This window comes from Streptomyces nidicola, from assembly GCF_050106155.1.
Lineage (GTDB): Bacteria > Actinomycetota > Actinomycetes > Streptomycetales > Streptomycetaceae > Streptomyces.
Genome location: NZ_JBNBPI010000001.1, coordinates 4,908,494 through 4,932,650 on the forward strand (window position 1 = coordinate 4,908,494; position 24,157 = coordinate 4,932,650).

Here is a 24,157-nt window from a genome sequence, read left to right on the forward strand (position 1 = left end):
ACGTGTCAGCGCGGTCCCTGCGTCCCGCTCCGGCCGACGACCGTTCCCGCCCGGTCGATGCAGATCACGTCCACCGCGACAGGCGCGCCGCGGAGGACCGAGAGGGCCTCGTCGCGGGCCGTGTTCGCCACCAGGTCGCCGAGGGGGACGCCTGCTGCCGTGCAGAGTTGGAGGGCGGCGAGGCCTGTGTTGGCTTCGGTGACCTCCTGGGCCAGCGCCTCCGACGCTCCGCCCTGCCGGGCCAGGTCCGCCAGGAAGGTCTTGTCGACCTGGGAGCGGCCCGAGTGGAGGTCGAGGTGGCCGGCCGCCAGTTTGGAGAGTTTGGCGAAGCCGCCGCAGATGGTGAGGCGGTCGACCGGGTGGCGGCGGATGTACTTCAGGACCGCGCCCGCGAAGTCGCCCATGTCGAGCAACGCGTCCTCGGGCAGGTCGTGTTCGCGGACGACCGTCTTCTCGGATGTCGAGCCCGTGCAGCCGGCGACGTGGGTGCGGCCCGCGGCCCGCGCCACGTCCACGCCGCGGCGGATCGAGTCGATCCACGCCGAGCACGAGTAGGGGACGACGATTCCCGTCGTGCCGAGGACGGAGAGGCCGCCGAGGATGCCGAGGCGGGGGTTCCACGTCGAGCGGGCGATCTCCTCGCCGTGGTCGATGGAGATCGTGACCTCTATGTCGCCGGGGGCGTCGTGCGCTGCCGCCACCTGCGCGATGTGGGTGCGCATCAGCTCGCGGGGGACCGGGTTGATGGCCGGTTCGCCGACGGGGAGAGGAAGTCCGGGGCGGGTGATCGTGCCGACGCCGGGCCCGGCCTTGAAGACGACTCCCGAGCCGGGTGGGAGGCGTCGCACCGTGGACCGTACGAGCGCGCCGTGCGTGACGTCCGGGTCGTCGCCCGCGTCCTTCACCACGCCGGCCGTGGCGGAGTCCCCGTCGTGGGACTCGACCGCGAGGGCGAACGACGGCGTCTGGCCCTTCGGGAGGGTGATCGTCACCGGGTCGGGGAAGTCGCCCGTCAGGAGTGCCGTGTACGCGGCCGTGGTCGCGGCGGTCGCGCAGGCGCCGGTCGTCCAGCCGGGGCGCAGGCCGGTGTGCTTGAGTTGGGCGCCGCGTCCACCCTTCGCTTCTGTCCCACCACTCGTTTCCGTCTCACCACTCATGGAGTTCCCCGATGCCGCACGTGCTGATTCTCGGCGGGACGACCGAGGCCCGGCGCCTGGCCGAGGCCCTGCATCCGCACGTCCGTGTGACCAGTTCGCTCGCGGGGCGCGTCGCGGCGCCGCGGCTGCCGGTCGGGGAGGTGCGGATCGGCGGGTTCGGTGGTGCCGAGGGGATGGCGGAGTGGGTGTGCGAGCACGCGGTGAGCGCGGTCATCGATGCGACCCATCCCTTCGCCGAGACGATCAGTTTCAACGCGGCGCGGGCCGCCGCCACCGCCCATGTTCCCTTGCTCGCGCTGCGGCGGCCCGGGTGGGTGCCGGGTGCGGGGGACGACTGGCGGGAGGTCGCCTCCCTGGAGGAGGCGGCGGAGGCGGTGCGCGGGGCGGGGCGGGTCTTTCTCACCACGGGGCGGATGGGGCTTGCGGCGTTCGCCCATGTCGACGACGCGCACTTCCTCGTACGGTCCGTGGATGCGCCGGAGCCGCCGGTTCCGCCGCGGATGGAGGTGTTGCTGGACCGGGGGCCGTTCACGCTGGACGGCGAACGCGCGGTCCTCGCGGACCATCGCATCGACGTCCTGGTGACGAAGGACAGCGGCGGGGCCGCGACCTCCCCGAAGCTGACCGCCGCGCGCGAGGCCGGGGTGCCGGTGGTCGTGGTCCGCCGCCCCCCGGTGCCCGACGGGGTACCAGTGGCCACCACCGTGGAGGAAGCCACCGAGTGGCTCAACGCCACAGTGACTTAAAACCCGGGGCTCCGCCCCGCACCCCGCGCCTCAATCGCCGGCGGGGCTTGATTTTGCCCACCTTCGCGCCACGGCGGCGGTTGGCAACATCAAGCCCCTGCGGCGATTGAGCAGCGGGGTATGGGGCGGAGCCCCAATCTTTTGACCGGCGGAGTCCCCTCGGCGTCACACGGTGTCGGGGTCGGGGTACCGGCGCGGGGTCCACGTCACCGTTCGGCCGTCCGCGCGGACCACCGCCTGGGTCTGGGACGACCCCACGATCAGCAGCGTACGCATGTCGACGACCTCCGGGTCCAGGTCCGCGAGACGGATGACGCGGACGCTCTCCTCGGGGCCGCCGACGTCCCGCGCGAGCACCACCGGGGTGTCCGGCAGGCGCAGTTCCAGGAGCAGCTCGCGCGCCTTGCCCACCTGCCAGGTCCGGCTGCGCGAACCAGGGTTGTAGAGCGCCAGGACGAGATCCGCGGCCGCCGCCGTACGGAGGCGTTCCGCGATGACCTCCCACGGCTTGAGCCGGTCGGAGAGGGAGATCGTGGCGTAGTCGTGGCCGAGGGGGGCGCCCGCCTTCGCCGCCGCTGCGTTGGCCGCCGTCACGCCGGGCAGAACGCGCACCGGGATCCCCGAGTAGCGGTCCTCCGAGGCGACTTCGAGTACCGCCGTCGCCATCGCGAAGACGCCGGGGTCGCCCCCGGAGACGACCGCGACGCGATGCCCGCGCCGGGCCAGGTCGAGGGCGAACTCGGCGCGCTCGGACTCGACCTTGTTGTCCGAGCCGTGCCGCACCTGCCCCGGCCGTTCGGGCACGCGCGCGAGGTACGTGGTGTAGCCGACGAGGGCGTCCGAATTCGCGAGGGCGCCGCGTGACTCGGGCGTAAGCCAGGGGGCGCCGGCCGGACCCGTGCCGACGACCACGACCTCGCCGCGAGCCGGGTCCGGCTCCGCCACCGGTTCCGCGTCGACCCGCGAGGGCAGCACGGCGACGGAGAAGTACGGCACGGACGCCGGGTCGATGTCGGCGAGCGCACCCGTCCGCTCGCCGTCCATGAACGCCCGCTCGACATAACGCGCGTCGTCAAGGCGCCCCGAACTCTCCAGCGCCGCGCGCACCTTGGTGAACGTACGCCCCAGCTTCATGACGACCGCGGAGTCCGCCGCGGCGATCCGCGCGGACAGCTCGTCCTCCGGGAGCGTGCCGGGGATGACGGTCAGCGTCTCCTTGTCCTCGCACAGCGGCTGCCCGAGCCGTGCGGCCGCCGCGCTGATGGACGTGACCCCCGGGATGACGGTCGTCTCGTAACGGTCGGCGAGCCGCTTGTGCATGTGCTGGTACGAGCCGTAGAACATCGGGTCGCCCTCGGCGAGCACAGCGACCGTGCGGCCCGCGTCGAGGTGGGCCGCGAGGGTGGCGGCGGCCTCGGCGTAGAAGTCGTCGAGCGCGCCCCGGTAGCCGCCGGGGTGGTCCGTGGTCTCGACCGTGAGCGGGTACATCAGCCGCTCTTCGATCTGCTCCTCACGGATGTGCTCCGCGGCGATCGAGCGGGCGATGGAACGCCCGTGGCGCGCGCAGTGGTACGCGATGACGTCCGCGGAGGCGATCGCCTTCACCGCGGCCACGGTCATCAGGTTCGGGTCGCCGGGGCCGAGCCCGACCCCGTACAGCTTGCCCGGCTGGGAAGGGGTGGTGCTCATGCCCGGTCCTCCATGATCTCCGCCTCGGTCGCGATCGCGTTCAGTGCGGCGGCGGTGATGGCGCTGCCGCCCCTGCGTCCCCGTACGACGAGGTGTTCGAGGCCCAGTTCGTTCGCGGCGAGCGCGTCCTTCGACTCGGCGGCGCCGACGAAGCCGACGGGTATGCCGAGAACGGCGGCGGGCTTCGGCGCGCCCTTCGCGATCATCTCCATGAGGTGGAAGAGCGCGGTGGGCGCGTTGCCGATGGCGACGACGGCGCCGTCGAGGCGGTCGCGCCAGAGTTCGAGTGCGGCGGCGCTACGGGTGGTCCCCAACTCGGCTGCCAGCGACGGGACTTGAGGGTCCCGGAGAGTGCAGATGACCTCGTTGTCGGCGGGGAGCCGCTTGCGGGTGACGCCGCTGGCGACCATGTGGGCGTCGCAGAGGATGGGCGCCCCGGCGCGCAGCGCGGCCCGCGCGTTCGCCACGACGCCGGTCGAGTGGCCGATGTCCTGTACGAGATCCACCTGGCCGCAGGCGTGGATCATGCGGACGGCCACCTGGGCGACGTCGGCGGGCAGCGCCGCGAGTCCGTCCGCGGCTTCCGCGCGGATCGTGGCAAAGGACTCGCGGTAGATCGCCGCACCGTCCTTCTCGTAGTCGAACACGGTTGGTCTCAGCTCTCGGTGTGGTGGGGGACGGAGGGGACGGTGGTGGTGTACGCGCCGTCGGGCCGGGCCACGACGTCGACGTACGGTCCGACGGGATGCCCGCAGCGGCGCTCGCAGCCGGACCAGTAGGTGGGGAGTTGCGGGTGGGCCTCGTCGATGTGGGCGGCGGCGTCGTGTCGTACGTCGGCGTGCGACTTGGCGCACCCGGGCCGCCCGATACAAGCAGCTACGCGGGTCCAGGGGGATGTGGGGTCGCTCACGAGCCCGGTCTCGGCGAGCCGCTCGATCTGCTCCGGCGTGGCCCCGGGCACGACGACGCTCCGCCAGGGCGTCAGCCGGAGCTCCCGCGGGGGAAGCTGCCCGGCGAGTCCGGTGAGCGCGTCCCATTGGCGGGGCTCGATGGCCCCGAGCGGCACGGTGACCACCGGCCGGGCACCGGGGCCGACGCCTCCTTGAGGGCTGCGCGGCACCGGGCGCCGCCTTGCCCACCCTGCCGCCCAAGGCGGCAGATTGCCCAAGGCGGTGGCGGCCGAATTAAGCCCCTGCGGCGATTGAGCAGCGGGGTCCGGGGCGGAGCCCCGTGGCGTCAACGCCGGTTCGGCAAAATCCAGCCCCGCCGGCGTTTGAGGCGCGGGGGCCGGGGCGGAGCCCCGAGGCGTCAACCACGGGTGGGCGGACAGGAGACGGGTCAACTCCTCGGCGGAGAGGTCAAGTTCAGCAACACGCCACACCCGCCCCGACGCCTCCCGCGCCGCCGCGACAAACACCTCCGCCGCGGCAACCGCGACCTCCGCCGCCCGGCCGTACGGAACCCGCACCCCCGCCTCCCCGAGGAACACCTCCGCCTCCCCGGACGGCAGCCCCTGAACCAACACGTCGGGCCGCAGCGCGGCCACGTCCCCCCGGCCGTCGTCCAACCCGAACAGGAACCGCCCGGACAACTCCGGCGTGACGGAACTCGCACACAGCCCCGCGTCGAGCCCGGTCAGCCACTCCCGTACGTCCACGAACCCGCGTCCGTCGAGCCCTGACATCGGCGAAGCCACCACGTTGCGGACCCGCTCGTGCGCGGCGGACGGCAGCAGTCCGGCCGCCCCGAGCACCCCCGCCAACTCCGCCCCGCACCCGTCCCGCAAACCCCGCAACTGCACATTCCCCCGCGAGGTGAGATGCAGCATCCCGTCCCCGAGTCGCCCCGCCACCCCGGCGAGCGCCCGCGCCTGGTCCACGCTCAGCACCCCGCCAGGGATCCGCACCCGTGCGAGAAACCCGTCATCGGCCATATGCAGCCGCAAAGCTCCGGGGCAGGCGTCACCGGAGCCCGTCGAGGCTGCACCCGGCTCAGGGGGCGGGACGGATATGGGGGAGGGGGACATGCCGGGGAGCATACCTATGGGCTCTTTCCACCACCCCGTACCAGGTCGTCGCCCGGCACCGTACGATGCTCGGTGGCTGCCCGGACCCGGTCGGCCACCGCCGGCGACGGCGGCAGGGGAGGAAGCCCGGTGTGATTCCGGCGCGGTCCCGCCACTGTGAACTCTCCACCGGAGAGCGAGCCAGGAACTCCCTGTACACACGACCACCCGGGGCGCGGACACCCCGAGGAAGGCCAGACGACGCATGCCTCAGCAGCTCCTGCTCCTGTCGACGTCGGACACCGACCTGCTCAGCGCCCGTGCGGCCAACGCCGCCGACGCCCCGGTCGCGTACCGCTTCGCGAACCCCTCCCGCATCGACGTGGAGACGGACCTGCCGGGCCTCCTCGACGGCGTGGACCTGGTGGTCGTACGCCTCCTCGGCGGCGTCCGCGCCTGGCAGGACGGCATCGACCGGCTGCTCGCCGCCGGGGTCCCGCTCGTCGTCCTCACCGGTGAACAGGCCCCCGACGCCCAGCTGATGGCGACGTCCACGGTGCCGGTCGGCATCGCGGCCGAGGCCCACAAGTACCTGGCGCACGGCGGCCCGCAGAACCTGGACCACCTGGCCCGCTTCCTCTCGGACACGGTGCTGCTTACCGGCCACGGCTTCGAGCCGCCGGTGGCCGCGCCGACCTGGGGCCCGCTGGACCGCGAGCCCGCCACGGAGCACGGCGACGCCCCCACGGTCGCCGTGCTCTACTACCGCGCCCACCACATGAGCGGCAACACGGCGTTCGTGCAGGGCCTCTGCGACGAGATCGAGCGCGCGGGCGCCCGCCCCCTCCCGCTGTACGTGGCGTCGCTGCGCGCCCCCGAGCCGGAGCTGATCGACGCCCTGCGCCCGGTCGACGCGATCGTCACGACGGTCCTCGCCGCGGGCGGCACGCGACCGGCGGAGGCGAGTGCCGGTGGCGACGACGAGTCGTGGGACGCGGGCGCGCTCACCCAGCTCGACGTCCCGATCCTCCAGGCCCTGTGCCTGACGTCCTCCCGGGCCGACTGGGAGGAGAACGACGAGGGTGTCTCGCCGCTGGACGCCGCGAGCCAGATCGCGGTGCCGGAGTTCGACGGCCGCCTCATCACCGTCCCGTTCTCCTTCAAGGAGATCGACGAGGACGGGCTCCCGGCGTACGTCGCCGACCCCGAGCGCGCGGCCCGCGTCGCCGGGATCGCCGTACGGCACGCGCGACTTCGGCACATCCCGGCGGCGGACAAGAAGCTCGCGCTCGTCCTGTCCGCGTACCCGACGAAGCACTCGCGCATCGGCAACGCGGTGGGCCTCGACACTCCGGCCTCTGCTGTGTCGTTGCTCAAGCGGCTCCTCGACGAGGGCTACGACTTCGGGGACCGGGCCGAGATCCCCGGTCTCGCCTCCGGTGACGGCGACGAGCTGATCCGCGCGCTCATCGACGCGGGCGGCCACGACCAGGAGTGGCTGACCGAGGAGCAGCTCGCGAAGAACCCGGTCCGTATCCCGGCCGCCGACTACAAGCGCTGGTACGCGACGCTGCCGCAGGAGCTGCGGGAGAGCGTCGAGCGGCACTGGGGGCCGCCGCCCGGCGAGATGTTCGTGGACCGGTCGCGCAATCCGGAGGGCGACATCGTCCTCGCGGCGCTGCGCCGCGGCAACCTCCTCATCCTCATCCAGCCGCCGCGCGGCTTCGGCGAGAACCCGATCGCGATCTACCACGACCCCGATCTCCCGCCGTCCCACCACTACTTGGCGGCGTACCGCTGGATCGCGGCGTCTTCGGGCGACGGCGGTTTCGGCGCGGACGCGATGATCCACCTCGGCAAGCACGGCAACCTGGAGTGGCTGCCGGGCAAGAACGCGGGGCTGTCGGCGGCGTGCGGTCCTGACGCGGCGCTCGGCGATCTGCCGCTGATCTACCCATTCCTGGTCAACGACCCGGGTGAGGGCACGCAGGCGAAGCGGCGCGTGCACGCCACGCTCATCGACCACCTGGTGCCGCCGATGGCCCGTGCGGACTCCTACGGTGACATCGCCCGGCTTGAGCAACTCCTCGACGAGCACGCCCAGATCGCGTCCATGGACCCGGCGAAGCTGCCGGCGATCCGGGCCCAGATCTGGACCCTCATCCAGGCCGCGAAGCTCGACCACGACCTGGGGATCGAGAACCGGCCCGAGGACGAGGGCTTCGACGACTTCATCATGCATCTCGACGGCTGGCTCTGCGAGATCAAGGACGTCCAGATCCGCGACGGCCTGCACGTCCTCGGCACGGCGCCCTCCGGGGCGGACCGGGTCAACCTGGTCCTGGCGATTCTGCGTGCGCGGCAGATCTGGGGCGGCAACCAGGCCCTGCCGGGGTTGCGGGAGGCGCTGGGCCTGGACGAGTCGGCGGCGACCCTTACGTCTGCCGACGAGGCGGAGGCCATGGCCAGGGCCCTCGTCGAGGCCATGGAGGCGGCAGATTGGGACCCGGAGGCGGTCGGTACCGCCTTGTCCGCCCTCACGCCTCGGGGCTCCGCCCCGGACCCCGCTCCTCAAACGCCGGAGGGGCTTGATTTGCGGTCGGCCGCCACCGACTTGGGCAATCTGCCGCCTGGGGCGGCAGGGTGGGCAAGGCGGCCCACGGCGCCGGGCGCCGATGACGAGGGCCCCGACCCCGTTGCCGCCATCCTCGACTTCGCGGCTCGCGAGGTCGTGCCTCGGCTGAGCGCAACCACGGACGAGCTGGACAACGCCGTCCGCGCCCTGGAAGGCCGCTTCGTACCGGCGGGGCCGTCCGGCTCGCCGCTCCGCGGGCTCGTCAACGTGCTGCCGACCGGGCGGAACTTCTACTCCGTCGACCCGAAGGCCGTCCCGTCCCGCCTCGCCTGGGAAACAGGCCAGGCGCTCGCCGACAGCCTCCTCGCCCGGTACAAGGACGACAACGACGAGTACCCCACCTCCGTGGGCCTCTCCCTCTGGGGCACGAGCGCCATGCGCACCGCCGGCGACGACATCGCGGAGGCCCTCGCCCTCCTCGGTATCCGCCCGGTCTGGGACGACGCCTCGCGCCGCGTCACCGGCCTGGAGCCGATCCCGTACGAGGAGCTGAACCGCCCCCGCATCGACGTCACCCTCCGGATCTCCGGCTTCTTCCGCGACGCGTTCCCGCACACCATCGGCCTCCTCGACGACGCGGTGCGCCTCGCCGCGTCGCTCGATGAACCGGCGGAACACAACTACGTACGCGCGCACACCCAGGCCGACCTCGCCGAACACGGCGACGAACGCCGCGCCACGACCCGGATCTTCGGCTCCCGCCCGGGGACGTACGGCGCCGGTCTGCTCCAGCTGATCGACTCCAAGGACTGGCGCACGGACGCCGACCTCGCCGAGGTCTACACGGTGTGGGGCGGATACGCGTACGGCCGCGGCCTGGAGGGTCGCTCCGCCCGTACGGAGATGGAGACGGCCTACAAGCGGATCGCGGTCGCCGCCAAGAACACGGACACCCGCGAGCACGACATCGCCGACTCCGACGACTACTTCCAGTACCACGGCGGCATGGTCGCCACCGTGCGCGCGCTGCGGGGCAAGGCCCCGGAGGCGTACATCGGCGACTCGACCCGTCCCGAGACGGTCAAGACCCGCACGCTCGTCGAGGAGACGTCCCGCGTCTTCCGCGCCCGCGTCGTGAACCCCAAGTGGATCGAGGCGATGCGCCGCCACGGTTACAAGGGTGCCTTCGAACTCGCCGCGACGGTGGACTACTTGTTCGGCTACGACGCCACGACCGGCGTCATCGCCGACTGGATGTACGACAAGTTGACCGAGACGTACGTCCTCGACGAGACGAACCGCCAGTTCCTCTCCGAGAACAACCCGTGGGCCCTGCACGGCATCGCGGAGCGGCTGCTCGAAGCCGAGTCGCGCGGCATGTGGGAGAAGCCGGACCCGCAGACGCTGGAGGCCCTCCGCCAGGTGTACCTGGAGTCGGAGGGCGACCTGGAGGCGGACGAGTAGGCCTCACGGCCTCCCACCGTCCTACCGCTTCAGCGTCACCGCGAAGCTCCGTCCGTACGCGTGGTGCGTGTCGACGTCGAGCCGGGTTCCGCCCGGCACGGCGGTGACGCGCACCGCGTCGTCGCCGTCGGCCTTGCGCAGGCGGCGACCGCGCAGCACCAGCGTCACCGTGTCGCGTTCGGTCGACGGGTCGGACACCGCCACCGTGACCTCGCCGCCCCGGCGCCGCACGAGGACGGACGCGGGACCGTCGACGTCGAGTCCCGCCGTGCGGTGCGCGCCGGACGTGAAGGTGTTCACCCCCGTGAGCCCGAGCCCGTCGTGGGCCACGGCCTGCATCCGCGACGTGTTCGCGAGCACGCGCGCACCCTCGTACGCCCGCACCGCGGACTCGGACGCGTTCGGCAGCAGCGCGTACGCGAAGGACACCGGTTTCGCCCCGGCCGCCTGCTCGACCGTCAGCGAGAACACCTGCTTCGTCACCGCCGTGTCCGGGTTCGAGGTCCGTACGACGCGGCGGCTGCGCGTCACGGTGTCGAGCCGCGCCTTCGCCTCCGGTCCGGCCAACCGCACATACCCCACCGCCGCGTCCCGCGTCCCGTCCGCCCAGCGCACCCAACCGTCGCCCTCGGCGATGGTCACCGAGTCGCCCGCCGGGGCCACGCGCGCGTCGACGGTCGTCGTCACGGCCCGCCCGCCGCCCGGAGCGTCCCCGACCCCGGCCGCGAGCACCACGATCTCGTCGTCGAGCAGGAACCACGACTTGGTGGCCCGCGCGCTCCGGTACGCCACGAAGTCCTCGGGCAGCAGCCCCGCCCGCTTGTCCCGCCACGGCACGTCGTCCGACGCGACCCACCCGACAGCTCCGTACGTGTCGTCGAGCACGGCGCCGCCCGAGTACGCCTGCGTGGCCGTCGGGAAGTACACGTACTTGTTCTGCGACTCGGACGACGCGGTGAAGTTCAGGGGGTGGCCCGGGTTGTCGTAGAACAGCTTGCCTCCGTACAACTCCGGTACGGATCCCCGGTGTTCGACGGGCGCCGTCACGCCCGCGAGCCCGTACGGCGACACGGTGGTGAAGTAGTCGACGCCGAACGCCTGTGTCTGGTCCTGTCCGGCGAGATACAGATAGTGCGTGCCGTCGCCCTGGAACCAGGGCAGCAGGTTCTCGCCGCTCATGTACTCGTACTTGCTGATGCGGGACGACGACCGGGACAGCGTGAACGCGTAGTCGGGGCGGCGGTGCACCGTGCGGTCCATGGCGTTGAAGGCGACGGAGCGGGCGGGCGGGTTGAGGTCGGCGGCCGGGACGGAGGAGTCCGCGAGGATGTCGGCGTACCGGACGATGCTCAGCGGCGAGACGAACGTCGCGGGGTCGAGCGAGGCCTTCGACGTGCCGCGGATGTGCTTCACGTACGACTTGAGCGCGGTCGCCGCGTCGCCCGTCGACAGGGACGCGAGGTCGACGACGGCCTCGACGACGACGGCGGAGTCGGTGTACCCGCTGGCCGTCCGCGATACCGCCCGCCCCTTGACCGCCTCCATCATCCAGCCCTCGAAGATCAGCGGCGCGAACCCGTCGCGCACCCACTTCTGCACCGTCGGGATCAGCTCGTCGCCGTACGCGAACCCGGTCCCGTCGAGCAGCTTCAGCGTCTGGATCACGCGCGTGAGCAGGCCCTTTCCGTACGAGCCCGTGTACGCGACGGAGGAGTGCTGGATGAAGGAGCCGTCGGCGTAGTGCCCGTCCGTGACGCCGTGCTTCAGGTCGTACGGGTCGATTGTCGCGAAGACCGTCAGCTGGTCGGTGAGGGCCTTGCGGATGCGGGCCTCGTCGCCGGTGAGGGCGCCCTGGAGGATGCGGTTGGTGGTGATGTCGGCGAGGTTGGCGCCGGTGTGGAAGCGCGAGTCGAGGTCGACGTCGCCGTTCTCGCCGCTGCGCAGATAGGCGTCCATGGAGGCGATGTACGTGGTGGTCAGCTCGGCGGACGCCGCGTCGCCCAGCAGCACCAGGGTGCGGCTGACGTGCTGCGAGACGCCTATCTCCCAGGTGAACCAGTTGCCGTAATAGCCCTTGGACTGGTCGCCGTAGTACCGCTCGTGCAGCCACGTCAGCGCGTCGACGACACGGCCGCGCACGGCCGAACTCCCGTACAGATCGGGGGAGATGCCGGGCGTCCTGGTCGCGAGCGCGATCTCGTACACCCGCTGATACGTGGTGTTGAGGTTCGGATCGCTGCTGCCGAGCGGCACGCCCTTGAACAGCTCGCCGTCGCCGGACGCCGCGTCCATCGCGGCGAGGTTCGTCCGCGCGGTCTTCTCGATCGCGGCGAGCTTGGCGGCGGTCTCATCGCGGGCGTTGGACGCGGCGGTGCCCGCGAACATCTCGACCGTATTGGCGAGCAACCGCGCGGTCCCGTCCGCGAGTTGAGCCGCACTCGCCCACTGGGTGGGCACGGCGGCGAGCACCCCGCTCGCGGCCAGGACACTCAGCAGACGTCTCCGGGTGATCTCCATCGGTCGTCCGTCCCTCCGTCGTTCGCCCACGATCGGCACGCGCGCGCCGGAGTCAAGCAGACGGGGTGATCCCCGACAAGAGCTGTCGGCTCAGAACGCCAGGTCCTCCCAGCTGACGCTCATCGCGAAGGGCTCGGGGAACTCGATGCCGAGGCCGGCCGGCTCCCACTCGCCGACGGGGACGTACGCCGTGGGATGCAGCGGTTTCACGGCGAGCCTGGCCTGGATGATGGGGGCCAGTACGTACGCCCGCACCGACATGACGTCCCATGCCTTGTTGGGGTCGAGTTCGACCTGCCAGTACCAGGGGACCCCGGCCTCCGCGTACCGGTACATCCTCCGATCCGGGCGGTGGTTGTACGGGCCGGAGACCACCTCGCCGACCAGGACGGTGTCGTCGGCGAAGGCGTCGGCTCCGGGCAGGCCGCGGCGGACCAGGAAGTCGGGGGTGAGGAAGCTGGACTTGTCGGGCTTGAAGAAGACGTTGGTCTCCACTTCGACCGCTTGCCGGCATGCCGCCTCCACGGTTCGCGTTCCGTCCCTCACGGTAGCCGCCTCGGAAGGTCGACTTCGTGCGGCTGAGTCCACTCGGCGCACTGCGGGCACGCGTACACGTTGAACCCGGGGCCCGTGCCCTGGTGCACCTCGGCGACGAGCACGGGTTCGTGCGTGATCACCTCGCACCACACGCACATGCGGACGGGGCGGTGGGGGTTGTCGTTCATGCGGCTGCTCCTCGTACGTGTCGGTCGAGATCGATCCCGCAATCTGCGGCGAGCACGAGGGCGAGGCGCCTCCGCGCGAGGGGGTAGGGGTTTCCGGCGCGGTGCCGGCCGGTCCCCGGAAGTACGAGATGCAGCACCCAGGTGAGGGTGAGGCGGATAAGGTCGGACATCGTCAGCGCTCCTGCTTAAGCGTTGGCCGTGCCCCCGGACGTTGGCCCGTCGCGGGGGTCTTCCATTGCTGAAGCTAGAAGCTTCTTGAAGCGATAAGAAGCGGCTGACCGCTACTGACCGATACTGATAGTGCATGGCCGTGGTCGACCCATTACGGTCGCTTTCGTGAGCGACAAGATTGACCCCGAGGGCATCGACTACCACTACGTGCAGCTCGCCAACATCATTGAGCGGCGCATCCGTGAGGGCACCTATGCGCCGGGGACGCGGCTTCCCGGCGAGATGACGATGGCGCACGACTTCGGCGCGGGCACCATTACGGTGCGCCGCGCCCTGTCGATCCTGCGCGACAAGGGTCTCGTGGTCACCGTCCACGCCCGCGGCACCTTCGTAGTCCGCGAACTGCCAACGGAAGAGGCCCCCGCCGAATAGCGGGGGCCCCAGGGCTCACGGCAACAGCCGCGGCGCGCGTTTCGCCGCGACGTCCTCCACCCACCCCCACATCGGCACCGCCACCGCGATCAGCAGCCACCCCACACCGAACAAAAACCACTGGCTCTCCAGCGGAAGCCACCGCTCGAACGCCGGAACGTTCCAGAACGTGTCGACCAACGGCACCGCGAGGATCAGCGCGATCTCGTGCCACAGGTAGATCGTGACGGCACGCGCGTTGAACACGGTGACGACCCGGTCGAGCCGCCGCCACCGTGCGAGCCACGCGAAGTCGACGCGCCACCGCACCTTCACGTAGAAGAGCAGCGTGACGAACCCGGCCGACCAGAACGCCTGCGCGAGCGGCACGTCGTCCAGGTCGTACGTCCCGTACTCGCCCTGGTGGCTGAGCGCGTACCAGAGGCCGAACGCGAGCGCACCCAGCGAAAGCACGACGACGGCCGACGCCCTCCACCGCTCCAACAACCCGTCCCGGTGGGCGAATCCGAGCAGCCAGCAGAAGACGAAGATGCAGAAGTCGGTCGCGTCCCCGGTGTCGAACAGCGCGATCGGAACGAGCGACAGCAGCAGCACCGGCACCGGCGCCCACCGGAACACCCGCAGCAGCAGCGGGGACAGCAGCACGAACCACAGGTAGCAGCGCAGGTACCAGAGGATCTCCCACGCCTGCTCGCCCCAGGCGTTGCCCGGCGGATCGCCGAGGGGGACCACCCAGTAGACGATCCGCCAGTCCGGCATCCAGCCATGGATCAGCATCGCCGCGACGACGATCGCGCCCCACGCCCAGAACGGCACGAGCAGCCGCCGCATCCGGCTGCGGATCACGGAGAGCGCGGGCCGTTGCAGGGACCGGGCCATCAGCGACCCCGCCAGCGCGAACATCACGCCCATGGACGGAAACACAAGCCCAGCCCAGGCCCACCCGAAGCAGTGGTACGTCACCACACGCACCAGCGCTACCGCCCGCAACGCGTCGAAGTACCGGTCGCGCCCCGCCGGAGGCGCGGAAGGCATGGGACCCGGCGGCACGCCCACCGCCCGCAGCTCCCGCGTCGGAGAGTCCTCGATCACCGACCCGCCCCCGTGCCGGCCGTCGGCGTCCCGACCTCGCCCGTGCGCTTGAGCTTCTGCCAGCGCAGCCGGCCGCCCGTGAGGGCGGTGACGCAGGAGTGGATCAGGACGAGATACATCATCTGCCGGTACGCGAGCTGTTGCAGCGGCAGCATCAGCAGATACCGGTACTTCTCCTTGTCGAGCCTGAACGCGTAGGCGGCGCACGCGAGTTGAACCCCGAGCACGGCCAGCCACGCCAGCAGCGACGCCTTGAAGTCCACGAAAATCATCGAGTAGACGGTGAACACGTCGATGAGCGGCGCGAAGACCGGCGTGACGATCTGGAAGAGCACGACGAGCGGCATGCCGACCCGCCCGAACCGGCCCGAAGGCCCCTTGTCCGTAAGGGACTTACGGTGCTTCCACAGGGCTTGCATCGTGCCGTACGACCAGCGGTAGCGCTGGCTCCACAGCTGCTTGAACGAGCCCGGCGCCTCTGTCCACGCCCGCGCGTGCTCCTCGTAGACGACGCGCCAGCCCGCCCGGTGCATGGCGATGGTGATGTCGGTGTCCTCGGCCAGCGTGTCCTCGCTCATGCCGCCCGCGGCGAGCACCGCGTCCCGGCGGAACGCGCCGATGGCGCCCGGGATGGTGGGCATGCAGCGCAGCGTGTCGTACATGCGGCGGTCCAGGTTGAAGCCCATCACGTACTCGATGTGCTGCCAGGCGCCGATGAGCGTCCTGCGGTTGCCGACCTTGGCGTTGCCGGAGACGGCGCCCACCTCGGGGTCGGCGAAGGGCTGCACGAGCTTGGCGACGGTGTCCGGCTCGAAGACCGTGTCGCCGTCCATCATCACGACGATGTCGTAACGGGCGTGGCGCACACCGTTGTTGAGGGCGGCGGACTTGCCCGCGTTCTCCTGCCGGACGACGCGCACGTTCGGGTGGCCGAGGGACTCGACGATCTCCGCGGTGCCGTCCGACGATCCGTCGTCGACGACGATGACCTCGATCGGATGCGTGCCCGCCATCAGCGAGTTCACCGTGTTCGCGATGCACTCCTTCTCGTTGTACGCGGGCACGATCACGCTCACCGGGCGGGTGACGGGCGGCCCCCAGGAGAAGGAAGGTCTGTTGCGCTGCCGGTAGTGGCGCCGGGCCACGAGCAGCATCAGCAGGAACCTGGCCAGGACGGCGGCGCCGACGACGGCCAGGAACCCGGAGAGCACCGGCATCGTCCACTCGGCGATCGCGGTGGCCACGATGAGGGACTTGCCGACGTACAGCAGGGAGCCGGTCGCCTTGTGCATCGCGGACTGCTCGGCGGCCGTGGAGGTGGGATCGAGGCTCCGCCCGCCCCGCTCCCCGCCCGGCATCCGGGCCTTCTGGTTCATCGCCTGTGCGCCGCTCACCGTGGTGAAGGTGTAGCCCTTGGCCTTCATCTTCTTGATGTACTGCGGCAGCGCCTTCAGCGTCTGGTCCCGGTCGCCGCCCGCGTCGTGGAAGAGCACCGAGGCACCCTTGCCGGACTTGGGCGTGGCCGTGTCGACGATGCTCTTGACGCCCGGCTGCTTCCAGTCGTCGCTGTCGGTGTCGATGAACACGCTGGTGTAGCCGAGCTTCGCGACCTTCTTGTAGACGCCCAGGCTGTAGTTGTCGATGGCGTCGGTCTCCGAGGAGTACGGCGCCCGGAACAGCGTCGTGGTGACGCCCGCCGCGCCCGCGATCGCCAGCTGCGTCTGCTTCAGCTCCCGCTTCAGGCGCGCGTACGACTGGTACGAGAGGTCCACGTGCGAGAACGAGTGGATGCCGACCTCATTGCCCTGGTCGACCGTCTGCTTCACGAGGTCCGGGTAGCGCGCGGCCATCGAGCCGACCAGGAAGAACGTGCCGGGCACGTCGTTCTCGTCGAGGATGTCGAGGACCTTCGACGTGTACTCGGGGTTCGGGCCGTCGTCGAAGGTGAGCACGATGGTCTTGTCCGGCACGGACTCGTCCTGGACCTTCCCGTTGCGGGACGTCCAGATCGGGCCGGAATCCAGGACGGAGTCCGACACCTGGTCGTACGCGGCTCCGTCCCGGACCCGGTGGTCGTTGAACACCTCGCCGCGTACATAGCCGTCGAGCAGCAGCGCGCAGCTCAGAGCCAGCAGGAGCAGCAACGCGAGGAGTGTGCGCGGGCGTTGGAGCGTCGCGGCGCGGCGGCCCATGCGGGCGATACGGCTCGGATTGGCGTGCCGGCGTCCGCCGCGCGGCGCGGGCGGCTTCGTCATCTGGGTCATAACTCGGTCTGTCCTCCGCTCAGTTGGCGCCGGGGGCACCGGGGCCGCCGTTGGCGCCGTAGGCGGGAGCGGAAGGGGGCGCCGGCCGGGCGTCACCGAAGGGCAGCAGGTCCGAGGAGGTCAGCGGGATGCCCACGCCCATGAACGCGAGCACCAGCAACATCACGTATCCCGCGCAGCCCACGCACACGGCGATCCCCAGGCGGCGCAGCAGTCGTGCTCTGCGGCCTGAGGAGTCGACGAACACGGGACCTTCGCCAGGGGCACCACGGGGTTTCCGGCGGCGACCGCGACCTGCGGAAGGGGTTTCGAGAACGGCATCGGAGCGCATTCCGCGGAGAGTATGCAGCCTTCTGTGGCCCATGCTGAGCGCTACTTGTCAGCCCGCCGTGAAAGGCGCCGAAGGCTGTCAGCGGCCTGGGCAGGTCGGGGGTTACCGGTCGTTCTGCCCCGGTTCTCCTGTGCAATTCTTGGGCGAAAACGGCCGGCCGACACAGTTTCGGGTGCGAGGTTCTCCGTATGCCGATTCCGCTGAAGTCCGTCGCCGGGATGCTGGGCGTGGCCGTGCTCGCGTGCGCGGGCTGCGCCACGTCGTCCGACACCGGTTCCGACACCGGTTCCAAGGCCGGCTCCGACGCCGACTCCTCCGCCGCCACCGAGTACGCCCCGTACGTCAGCGCCTCCACGGCCTACGCCACCGACTCGGCCGGTTCCCCGGACGCGTACAACCTCGCTTTCGTCGTCTCCAACGGCAGTGGCTGTACGCCGAGTTGGGGCGGCCACACGAAAATCGCCGACGCCGCGGTCGCCTCCCGCGTCAAGAAACTCGCCGCCTCAGGGGCCACACTCCGCGTCTCCTTCGGCGGCGCCGACGGCAACGAGCTCGCCACGACCTGCGACACCGCGTCCGACCTGGCCGCCGCCTACGCCAAGGCGCTGGACGCGGCGGGCGGCGCCACCCACGTCGACTTCGACATCGAGGGCGACACCCTCAAGGACTCCGCCACGAACACCAAGCGCGCCAAGGCGATAGCCCTGTTGCAGAAACAGCGCGACGTGGACGTCACCTTCACGCTGCCCGTGATGCCGTCCGGCCTGGACGACGACAGCGTCGCCCTCCTCGAAGCCGCCAACGACCAGTCCGTACAGGTCTCCACGGTCAACGTCATGACCATGAACTACGGCGAGTCCTACCAGGGCGACATGAGCGACTACGCCCGCACCGCGGCCGACGCCACCCACACCCAGCTCAAGAAAATCTTCGGCCTCTCCGACGCGAAGGCCTGGCGCGGCATGGCACTCACCTCGATGCTCGGCGCGAACGACATCGACGGCGAGACCTTCACCCTCACGGACGCCGCGCAGCTGCGCTCCTTCGCCGAGAAGAAGGGCATCGCGTGGGTCTCGACGTGGGCGACGTTCCGCGACGTGCAGTGCGAGTCCGGCACGGACACGGACGACGCGGCCACCAATTGCAGCGGAGTGCGGCAGAGCGAGGGGGCGTACGGGCGGGCGCTGTCGGGCTGAGCGCGGTGCGGGTCCCGGTCGCCGTCCATGCCGCCGGACGGGCGAAATAACTGATAGACCGTCAATCGCCCGGCATGCCGTAACAGTCACATAAGACGCAAACTCCTACCGTCGCGATCACGTCCAAGAATTCGGCTCTGGAGTTGACGTGATGCGCATGCGGAACGGGTCTTTGCTCAGAGGCAGACCGACACGACTACGAGCCGTGGTCGTGCTGGCAGCGGTGCTCAGCCTGCTGTTCGGGTCCCAGGCGCTGGCTGCACCACTGGCGGCTGCCGATGACCCGATGAGCGAAGTCGGCATCACGAAGACCAACGACGCCGACGGCCCGCTGGAGCCCGGTGACGAGTTCATCTACACCATCAGCGGGCAGTGCTCCGGCCTGGACGTGGACTGCGTGGACTTCACGGTCACCGACACCCTGCCGGAGGGCCTGGACGTCACCAGCCTCCCGAAGTCCGACAGCACCCGCGACGTCACCTACGACGAGGCGACGCGGCAGCTGACGATCGTCTACCACCAGCCACTGCAGAACCCGGAGGGCAAGACCGGGCTGCGTGCGGGCCAGTCGGGCTCGGTGGAGATCGGGATGCGGGTGCCGGCCGACACGCAGCTGGAGGACGGCACCACCATCACCAACACCGCGAAGGCCGAGGCCGACAACGCGGACCCGAAGACCTCCGACTCCGACGTCACCATCTCCATCCCGCGCGTGGTCAAGCCGGTGACGACCAAGGAGTGGGAGGACGGCTCGGCGGTCGCGATGAGCGGTGAAGAGTCCACGATCAAGCTGAACGTGCGCAACAACTCCTCGTCCTCGGCCGAGGTCACCGAGCTGTCGGTGTCGGACGACACCGAGGAGACCTTCGAGTACTTCGACTTCACCGGCGCCACGGTGACCGCGTTCCCCAAGGGCGCCGACCAGGCACACCTCGTGGTCACCACGGCCGACGGCACCGAGCACACCGGCCGGAACATCTCCTCTCCGGGCGATCTGCCGCTGCCCATCGGGGTCGACCCGGGCGACGTCGTCGGCTTCGAGGTCGTCTTCACCAACAGCAACGGCGACCCGCTGCCGTACGACGAGAACGGCGGCAGCGTCGAGGTCGGCATGAAGCTGCGGGACACCAAGCGCTCGGACGGCTCGGAGCTGAAGCCCACCGACAAGATCACGGTCAACAACTGCGCGACCCCGTCGGCCAAGGAGCAGACGGACGGCGACGTCGACGGCGAGCAGGCCTGCGACACGTACGACATCCTGCCGGACATCCTGGTCCTGGACACCACGAAGAAGTACTACGCCGACACCAACGGCGACTTCTCCCACGGTTCCAACGAGCACGCGGTGATCGGCGAGAACTCTCCGGTGAGCACGGGTGTCGACCTCACGAACAAGTCGCCGTTCAAGGTGAAGACGCTGACGATCACCGAGCCGGACTCCTCGGCGGCGGGCAACGAGTTCGACAAGCTCGACGTCGACAAGGTCCGGCTGCGCTTTCCCGAGGGCGCCACCGAGGCGAAGCTGACCGTCACCTGCGAGGACGGGACCACCCGCGAGGAGACGTACACGGAGAACGCGACCTACGACGTCCCCGCCGACTGCAAGCAGGTCAGCAAGGTCGAGGTCACCTACACCGGCGTCGACGACGACGGCAATCCGTCCATCTCCGAGGGCGCCACCGCGGGACTCGACCTGCACGGCACCCTCACCGATGACGTCGACGCCCAGGACGTGGCCGACGGCGTCCGCAACTGCGCGGGCACGAAGGGCGACGCGGGCCGCAGCGACGGCAGCGGCACCGCCTCCGGCAGCGCCTGCCAGGACCTCGTCGTCGAGAACCCGAACGGCAACGGCGACGGCGTCAAGACCGTCAGCCAGACGGACGTACCGCCGGGCCAGCCCATCGACATGGACCTGAAGTTCACGAACACCGGCAACCTGCCGCTGCACGACGTGGTCATCACCGACCCGGCCGCCGACGCGGACGGGAAGCCCGGCAGCGCCAGCCCCTTCGACACGCTGGAGATCACGTCCGTCTCCGTCACGCCGTCCGACGCACCGGTGACCCTCCAGGTGTACGACCCGAATACGAATGCCTGGGTCGATTACGAGGGCGTGGACCCGGCCGTACTCGCGCGGGCCACCGGCGTGCGCGCGCTCTACAACGACGAGTTGGCGCCGGGCGACACCGTCACCATCCACGTCACCGGCGAGCGCCGCGAGGATGTCGAGAACGGCGAGACGTTCCAGAACTGCTTCTCGGTCACGGCGAAGGACAGCCAGGGCAACGACGTCGACGGCAGTGACTGCAAGACCCTCGAGACCGGGCCCGCCGCCGACGGCGCCTCCCTGAACAAGTCCATCTCGCCCGGCGAGCTCCCCGAGTACGTCGCGGGTCTGCCCCGCCAGCACGCGGACATGACGCTCACCGTCCGTAACACCGGCAACATGTCGGCGAAGTACCTGCAGATCACCGACCAGGACGACGACTTCTTCGACGCCGTGGACCTCGTCGGCATCAAGTCCAACCAGATGCCCGCCGGCGCCAACCGCGTACAGATCGACGCGTACGTCAACGGCCAGTGGGTCAACGGCACCCCGTCCTCGTCGGCCGCCCTGCCGTCCGGCGTGAACGCCGCCGACGTCACCGGCATCCGAGCCACGTACACCTCGACGGACACCAAGAACGACGGCTACGTGATCAAGCCGGAGTGCGCCGCCAGCAGTTGCGACGGCATCCTCGTCCTCGACGTCAGCCCGCGGCCCGCCTCACGCAGCACCGGCAAGCCGATCCCGGACCACCTGGAGGACACGGCCACCGGCCAGTTCATCACCAAGGTCGAGGACGAGGACAAGCCCCGGGCCATCGACCCGGTCAACGCCACCCTCGACCTGGTCAAGGGCGACCCCAAGCTCGACGTCGACAAGACCCCGGACACCGTTCTCTCCCCCGGTGAGGACGCCCCCTTCTATCTGAAGGTCACCAACACCGGTACGGCCAACGTCCCGAACCTGGTGGTCAAGGACGACCTGCCCGAGGGCATCGCGTTCGACGACACCTTCCAGGGCGACAACGGCGAGCCGTACAAGATCACCGACAAGAAGGAGCCGGACGGCACCGTCGCCATCCCGACGCCCGTCTTCTCCCAGACCACTGACGGCGACCGAGTCTCCGGTCTCACCTGGGACTTCTCCAAGGACGACGACGGCAAGGCGTGGAACTTCCCGCCCGGCGGCAGCTTCACCATCGAGATCCACGTGAAGCTGGAGGCCGGCATCCGCGCCGACGAGACCGTCACCAACACCATGGGTGCTACCTCGTCCGACCCGGACCTGGCCTGTGAGGACCCGAGCGAGGCGGAGGAGAACGGCGCCATGTTCGGCTCCGGTCTGTACTGCGTCGACGACGCGAAGCTGACGGCCAAGTCCGGCGCCGCGTTCACCGCCCGCAAGTGGGTCTCGGGCAACGACTCCCTCGGCTGGTACAACACCAAGACCGGGAAGACCGTCCCCGTCGGCGACGACTCCTGCCTGATGACGACGGACTCCACCGGCCGCAGGTACACCGCCAACCCGTGCATCGCCCTGGTCAACCCCGGTGACCAGTACCACTACTTGATGCGCCTGCGGAACTCGGGCACCGAGGACGGCACCAACATGCGCATCATCGACCGGTTCCCGGTCGCCGGTGACAAGGGCGTCATCCTCGACCAGGACCGCCAGACGGCCTGGGACAAGCGGCCAACGCTCGCCTCCGAGCCGCAGCTCGACGGCGACAGCCCCGGCCAGATGACCACCAAGTACGAGAACGACGAGCCGCTGTGCACCGACGACCTGAACATGGGCGGCGCCGGTTCGAGCGCGGACCAGTGCCCGTCCGACACCTGGGACGACGCCTACAGCAGCAGGGCGCGCGGCGCGGACATGGACCTGAAGTTCCCGACGCCGCTGGAGCCCGGTGGCACCGTCGACATCACGTACGCGATGGACACTCCGCTCGACGTCGCCCACAACGGCGACCCGACCATCGCGTGGAACTCCTACGCCCACAACGAGACCACCGACCGCGCCGGCTCCCCGCGGGTGCTCCAGGCCAATGAGCCGATCAAGGTCGGCGTCGCCCTCTCCTACGGCGAGCTGCGGCTGGTGAAGCGGCTCGGCAAGCACCCCGACGCGGCGACCGACCTGCTGCGCAAGGTGCCGTACCCGTACCACGTGACCTGCACCATCCACCCGCAGGGCAGACTGCCCCGCGTCGTCCTCGACGAGGACTACCGGGTGTCCGCGGACAAGCCGGTGACGGTCGAGGGGATCCCGGCTGGCGCCGAGTGCAAGATCTGGGAGACCTCGGCCAGAGGCGGCCAGACCGACCACACCAGGAGTGACCCCGTCGAGGTCACCATCAAGCCGAACACCGACACGGAGGTTCCGCAGACCGCCCGGATCACCAACACCTACGAGTTCGGCGCGCTCCAGCTCTCCAAGGAACTCACCGGCGACGCCGCGGACTACGCCGACGACGGCCGCACCTACAGCGTCGACGTCTCCTGCACCCTCCCGAACGCCTCGGGCGAACCGAGCGACCGGATCCTGCACAAGACGTACGAGGTCAAGGCCGGCGAACCCGTCACCATCAAGCCGCTGCCGGTGAACACCCGTTGCTGGGCCGAGGAGGTGGGCACCGGGGGCGCGGCGAAGGCGACCGTCGACCACGGCTCCGCCGACAACCCGACGGTGATCACGACGGCCGACTCCGACGAGCAGGCGGCCATCAACATCACCAACACCTTCCCGGCGGCCGACCTGACCGTCACCAAGCACGTGGTCAACGGCGGCGCGGGCCCGTACGACTTCTCGCTCGCCTGCACCACGGACCAGGGCGACGTGGCCCTCTCCTCGGACGACAGCGCCTTCTCCCTGAAGGACGGGGAGTCGCGCACGATCAAGGTCCCGGAAGGCGCCACCTGCACGGTCACGGAGACCGACGTGCCCACCGGTGACACGGTGACGTACGAGGCCTCCGACGACGGTTCCGACGGCACGGTCCAGGTGAACGACGCGGCCTCGGTCGACGTCACCAACACCTTCCCGGAGGACGGCGGCAACGGCGGCACCGGCGGCCACGACGGCGGCGGCCACCTCGCCGACACCGGCTTCCGCGACTGGACGCTCCTGGGCGCCCTGCTCACGGTCCTCGCCCTCGCGGCCGGCCTCACGGTCCGCGCGATGTCCCGCAGGGGCCGCGGCTGATCCTGCACCGGTTCCTCTGAAGGGCGGTGGCCCCCGGCGATCCCAAATCGCCGGGGGCCACCGCCCTTCCGGCGTCGAAGTACGTGAATCCGCACAGCAAAAAGCCCCGGGTCTATGACCTGGGGCTTCTTCGTGGAGCGGGTGACGAGAATCGAACTCGCGCTCTAAGCTTGGGAAGCTTATGTTCTACCATTAAACTACACCCGCGCGGTACGGCCGTTGAAGCGATCCGTACTGGCGACACTGTACCTCATGCCGGGCCCCGGGCGCTGAAGCCCCGGGGCCCGGCTGCGTTGTGAGGGGTGGAAGTGACTGCGGGTGAAGGGAGTTGGAGCGTACGGTGGGGATTCCGGCCGAGGACGATTCACCGCGGGGTGCCGCCTGGATTGGCGTCCCTTTCATCCCGTAATGTTGCGCTTCGTCGTCGGTCAGGAAACTGGCCCAATGGCTCCGTGGGGAAGGGACTCCGGGACTTGATGGACTCGATGGATCGCACCGTCGTCCGATGTGCCGAAGGGCACGTGTTCAGCACCGCTTCGTTC

The 24,157-nt window shown here is 70.2% G+C and carries 16 protein-coding genes, 1 tRNA gene and 1 riboswitch; of the genes, 5 read left to right on the forward strand and 12 right to left on the reverse strand.

The window, feature by feature from the left end; all coding sequences use genetic code 11:
• Positions 1-5: 5 nt before the first annotated feature.
• Positions 6-1,157 carry a cobalt-precorrin-5B (C(1))-methyltransferase gene (locus tag ACOKM3_RS22405; RefSeq protein WP_426902833.1) on the reverse strand — a complete coding sequence of 384 codons (1,152 nt, stop codon included), beginning with the start codon at positions 1,155-1,157 and terminating at the stop codon, positions 6-8.
• A gap of 11 nt (positions 1,158-1,168) precedes the next feature.
• On the opposite strand from ACOKM3_RS22405, the gene ACOKM3_RS22410 reads away from it, so the two are divergent.
• Positions 1,169-1,903, forward strand: a complete 735-nt coding sequence (locus ACOKM3_RS22410) for a cobalt-precorrin-6A reductase (RefSeq protein WP_426902834.1) — start codon at positions 1,169-1,171, stop codon at positions 1,901-1,903.
• Between the two features lie 165 nt (positions 1,904-2,068).
• On the opposite strand, the gene cobJ is transcribed toward ACOKM3_RS22410, so the two are convergent.
• From cobJ to cobG, 3 genes are read right to left on the reverse strand one after another with little or no spacing between them, the layout of a single operon-like run.
• Entirely contained in the window at positions 2,069-3,592 is a 1,524-nt protein-coding gene (cobJ, locus tag ACOKM3_RS22415; protein WP_426902835.1) for a precorrin-3B C(17)-methyltransferase, read from the reverse strand.
• Positions 3,589-4,239, reverse strand: coding sequence for a precorrin-8X methylmutase (locus tag ACOKM3_RS22420; RefSeq protein ID WP_403721942.1), 651 nt, complete (start codon positions 4,237-4,239; stop codon positions 3,589-3,591). The genes cobJ and ACOKM3_RS22420 overlap by 4 nt, the downstream gene beginning before the upstream one ends.
• 8 nt (positions 4,240-4,247) lie before the next feature.
• Positions 4,248-5,630: a precorrin-3B synthase gene (cobG, locus tag ACOKM3_RS22425; protein WP_426902836.1), complete on the reverse strand. Its 1,383-nt coding sequence runs from the start codon at positions 5,628-5,630 to the stop codon at positions 4,248-4,250.
• Positions 5,631-5,715: 85 nt separating this feature from the next.
• A riboswitch (cobalamin riboswitch) is annotated at positions 5,716-5,808 on the forward strand.
• 54 nt (positions 5,809-5,862) lie between these two features.
• Between cobG and cobN the strand changes: the two genes are divergently transcribed.
• Entirely contained in the window at positions 5,863-9,636 is a 3,774-nt protein-coding gene (gene cobN / locus ACOKM3_RS22430) for a cobaltochelatase subunit CobN (protein WP_426902837.1), read from the forward strand.
• A gap of 21 nt (positions 9,637-9,657) precedes the next feature.
• On the opposite strand, the gene ACOKM3_RS22435 is transcribed toward cobN, so the two are convergent.
• From ACOKM3_RS22435 to ACOKM3_RS22450, 4 genes are all read right to left on the reverse strand, one after another.
• Entirely contained in the window at positions 9,658-12,153 is a 2,496-nt protein-coding gene (locus ACOKM3_RS22435; RefSeq protein WP_426902838.1) for a polysaccharide lyase family 8 super-sandwich domain-containing protein, read from the reverse strand.
• A gap of 90 nt (positions 12,154-12,243) precedes the next feature.
• Positions 12,244-12,648, reverse strand: a complete 405-nt coding sequence (locus tag ACOKM3_RS22440; protein WP_426902839.1) for a hypothetical protein — start codon at positions 12,646-12,648, stop codon at positions 12,244-12,246.
• A gap of 47 nt (positions 12,649-12,695) precedes the next feature.
• Positions 12,696-12,878 carry a hypothetical protein gene (locus ACOKM3_RS22445; protein WP_426902840.1) on the reverse strand — a complete coding sequence of 61 codons (183 nt, stop codon included), beginning with the start codon at positions 12,876-12,878 and terminating at the stop codon, positions 12,696-12,698.
• Entirely contained in the window at positions 12,875-13,048 is a 174-nt protein-coding gene (locus ACOKM3_RS22450) for a hypothetical protein (RefSeq protein ID WP_426902841.1), read from the reverse strand. Before ACOKM3_RS22450 ends, ACOKM3_RS22445 begins: the two co-directional genes overlap by 4 nt.
• Before the next feature lie 166 nt (positions 13,049-13,214).
• Here ACOKM3_RS22450 and ACOKM3_RS22455 point away from each other — a divergent pair, with 166 nt between their 5' ends.
• Positions 13,215-13,481: a winged helix-turn-helix domain-containing protein gene (locus ACOKM3_RS22455; protein WP_327662624.1), complete on the forward strand. Its 267-nt coding sequence runs from the start codon at positions 13,215-13,217 to the stop codon at positions 13,479-13,481.
• A gap of 15 nt (positions 13,482-13,496) precedes the next feature.
• Here ACOKM3_RS22455 and ACOKM3_RS22460 read toward each other — a convergent pair whose 3' ends face one another.
• From ACOKM3_RS22460 to ACOKM3_RS22470, 3 genes are read right to left on the reverse strand one after another with little or no spacing between them, the layout of a single operon-like run.
• Positions 13,497-14,516 carry an acyltransferase family protein gene (locus tag ACOKM3_RS22460; protein WP_426906868.1) on the reverse strand — a complete coding sequence of 340 codons (1,020 nt, stop codon included), beginning with the start codon at positions 14,514-14,516 and terminating at the stop codon, positions 13,497-13,499.
• A 53-nt stretch (positions 14,517-14,569) separates the two neighbouring features.
• Positions 14,570-16,828 (reverse strand): bifunctional polysaccharide deacetylase/glycosyltransferase family 2 protein, encoded by a 2,259-nt coding sequence (locus ACOKM3_RS22465; protein WP_426906869.1) that lies wholly within the window; start codon positions 16,826-16,828, stop codon positions 14,570-14,572.
• A 28-nt stretch (positions 16,829-16,856) separates the two neighbouring features.
• Positions 16,857-17,084, reverse strand: a complete 228-nt coding sequence (locus tag ACOKM3_RS22470; protein ID WP_426902842.1) for a hypothetical protein — start codon at positions 17,082-17,084, stop codon at positions 16,857-16,859.
• A gap of 272 nt (positions 17,085-17,356) precedes the next feature.
• Here ACOKM3_RS22470 and ACOKM3_RS22475 point away from each other — a divergent pair, with 272 nt between their 5' ends.
• Together ACOKM3_RS22475 and ACOKM3_RS22480 are read left to right on the forward strand one after the other, a co-directional pair.
• Complete coding sequence (locus ACOKM3_RS22475) at positions 17,357-18,364, forward strand: chitinase (RefSeq protein ID WP_426902843.1); 1,008 nt, start codon at positions 17,357-17,359, stop codon at positions 18,362-18,364.
• Between the two features lie 205 nt (positions 18,365-18,569).
• Positions 18,570-23,615: a DUF5979 domain-containing protein gene (locus tag ACOKM3_RS22480; protein ID WP_426902844.1), complete on the forward strand. Its 5,046-nt coding sequence runs from the start codon at positions 18,570-18,572 to the stop codon at positions 23,613-23,615.
• A 133-nt stretch (positions 23,616-23,748) separates the two neighbouring features.
• On the opposite strand, the gene ACOKM3_RS22485 is transcribed toward ACOKM3_RS22480, so the two are convergent.
• Positions 23,749-23,822 (reverse strand) — tRNA-Gly (locus ACOKM3_RS22485).
• Positions 23,823-24,157: the final 335 nt, after the last annotated feature.

Bases quoted from the DNA above. Each gene is read 5' to 3' on its own strand.
- ACOKM3_RS22410 (WP_426902834.1), top strand. From the start codon at position 1,169: ATGCCGCACGTGCTGATTCTCGGCGGGACGACCGAGGCCCGGCGCCTG.
- ACOKM3_RS22435 (WP_426902838.1), bottom strand. From the start codon at position 12,153: ATGGAGATCACCCGGAGACGTCTGCTGAGTGTCCTGGCCGCGAGCGGG.
- ACOKM3_RS22450 (WP_426902841.1), bottom strand. From the start codon at position 13,048: ATGTCCGACCTTATCCGCCTCACCCTCACCTGGGTGCTGCATCTCGTA.
- ACOKM3_RS22405 (WP_426902833.1), bottom strand. From the start codon at position 1,157: ATGAGTGGTGAGACGGAAACGAGTGGTGGGACAGAAGCGAAGGGTGGA.
- ACOKM3_RS22445 (WP_426902840.1), bottom strand. From the start codon at position 12,878: ATGAACGACAACCCCCACCGCCCCGTCCGCATGTGCGTGTGGTGCGAG.
- ACOKM3_RS22475 (WP_426902843.1), top strand. From the start codon at position 17,357: ATGCCGATTCCGCTGAAGTCCGTCGCCGGGATGCTGGGCGTGGCCGTG.
- cobG (WP_426902836.1), bottom strand. From the start codon at position 5,630: ATGCTCCCCGGCATGTCCCCCTCCCCCATATCCGTCCCGCCCCCTGAG.
- ACOKM3_RS22465 (WP_426906869.1), bottom strand. From the start codon at position 16,828: ATGACGAAGCCGCCCGCGCCGCGCGGCGGACGCCGGCACGCCAATCCG.
- ACOKM3_RS22460 (WP_426906868.1), bottom strand. From the start codon at position 14,516: ATGCCTTCCGCGCCTCCGGCGGGGCGCGACCGGTACTTCGACGCGTTG.
- cobJ (WP_426902835.1), bottom strand. From the start codon at position 3,592: ATGAGCACCACCCCTTCCCAGCCGGGCAAGCTGTACGGGGTCGGGCTC.
- cobN (WP_426902837.1), top strand. From the start codon at position 5,863: ATGCCTCAGCAGCTCCTGCTCCTGTCGACGTCGGACACCGACCTGCTC.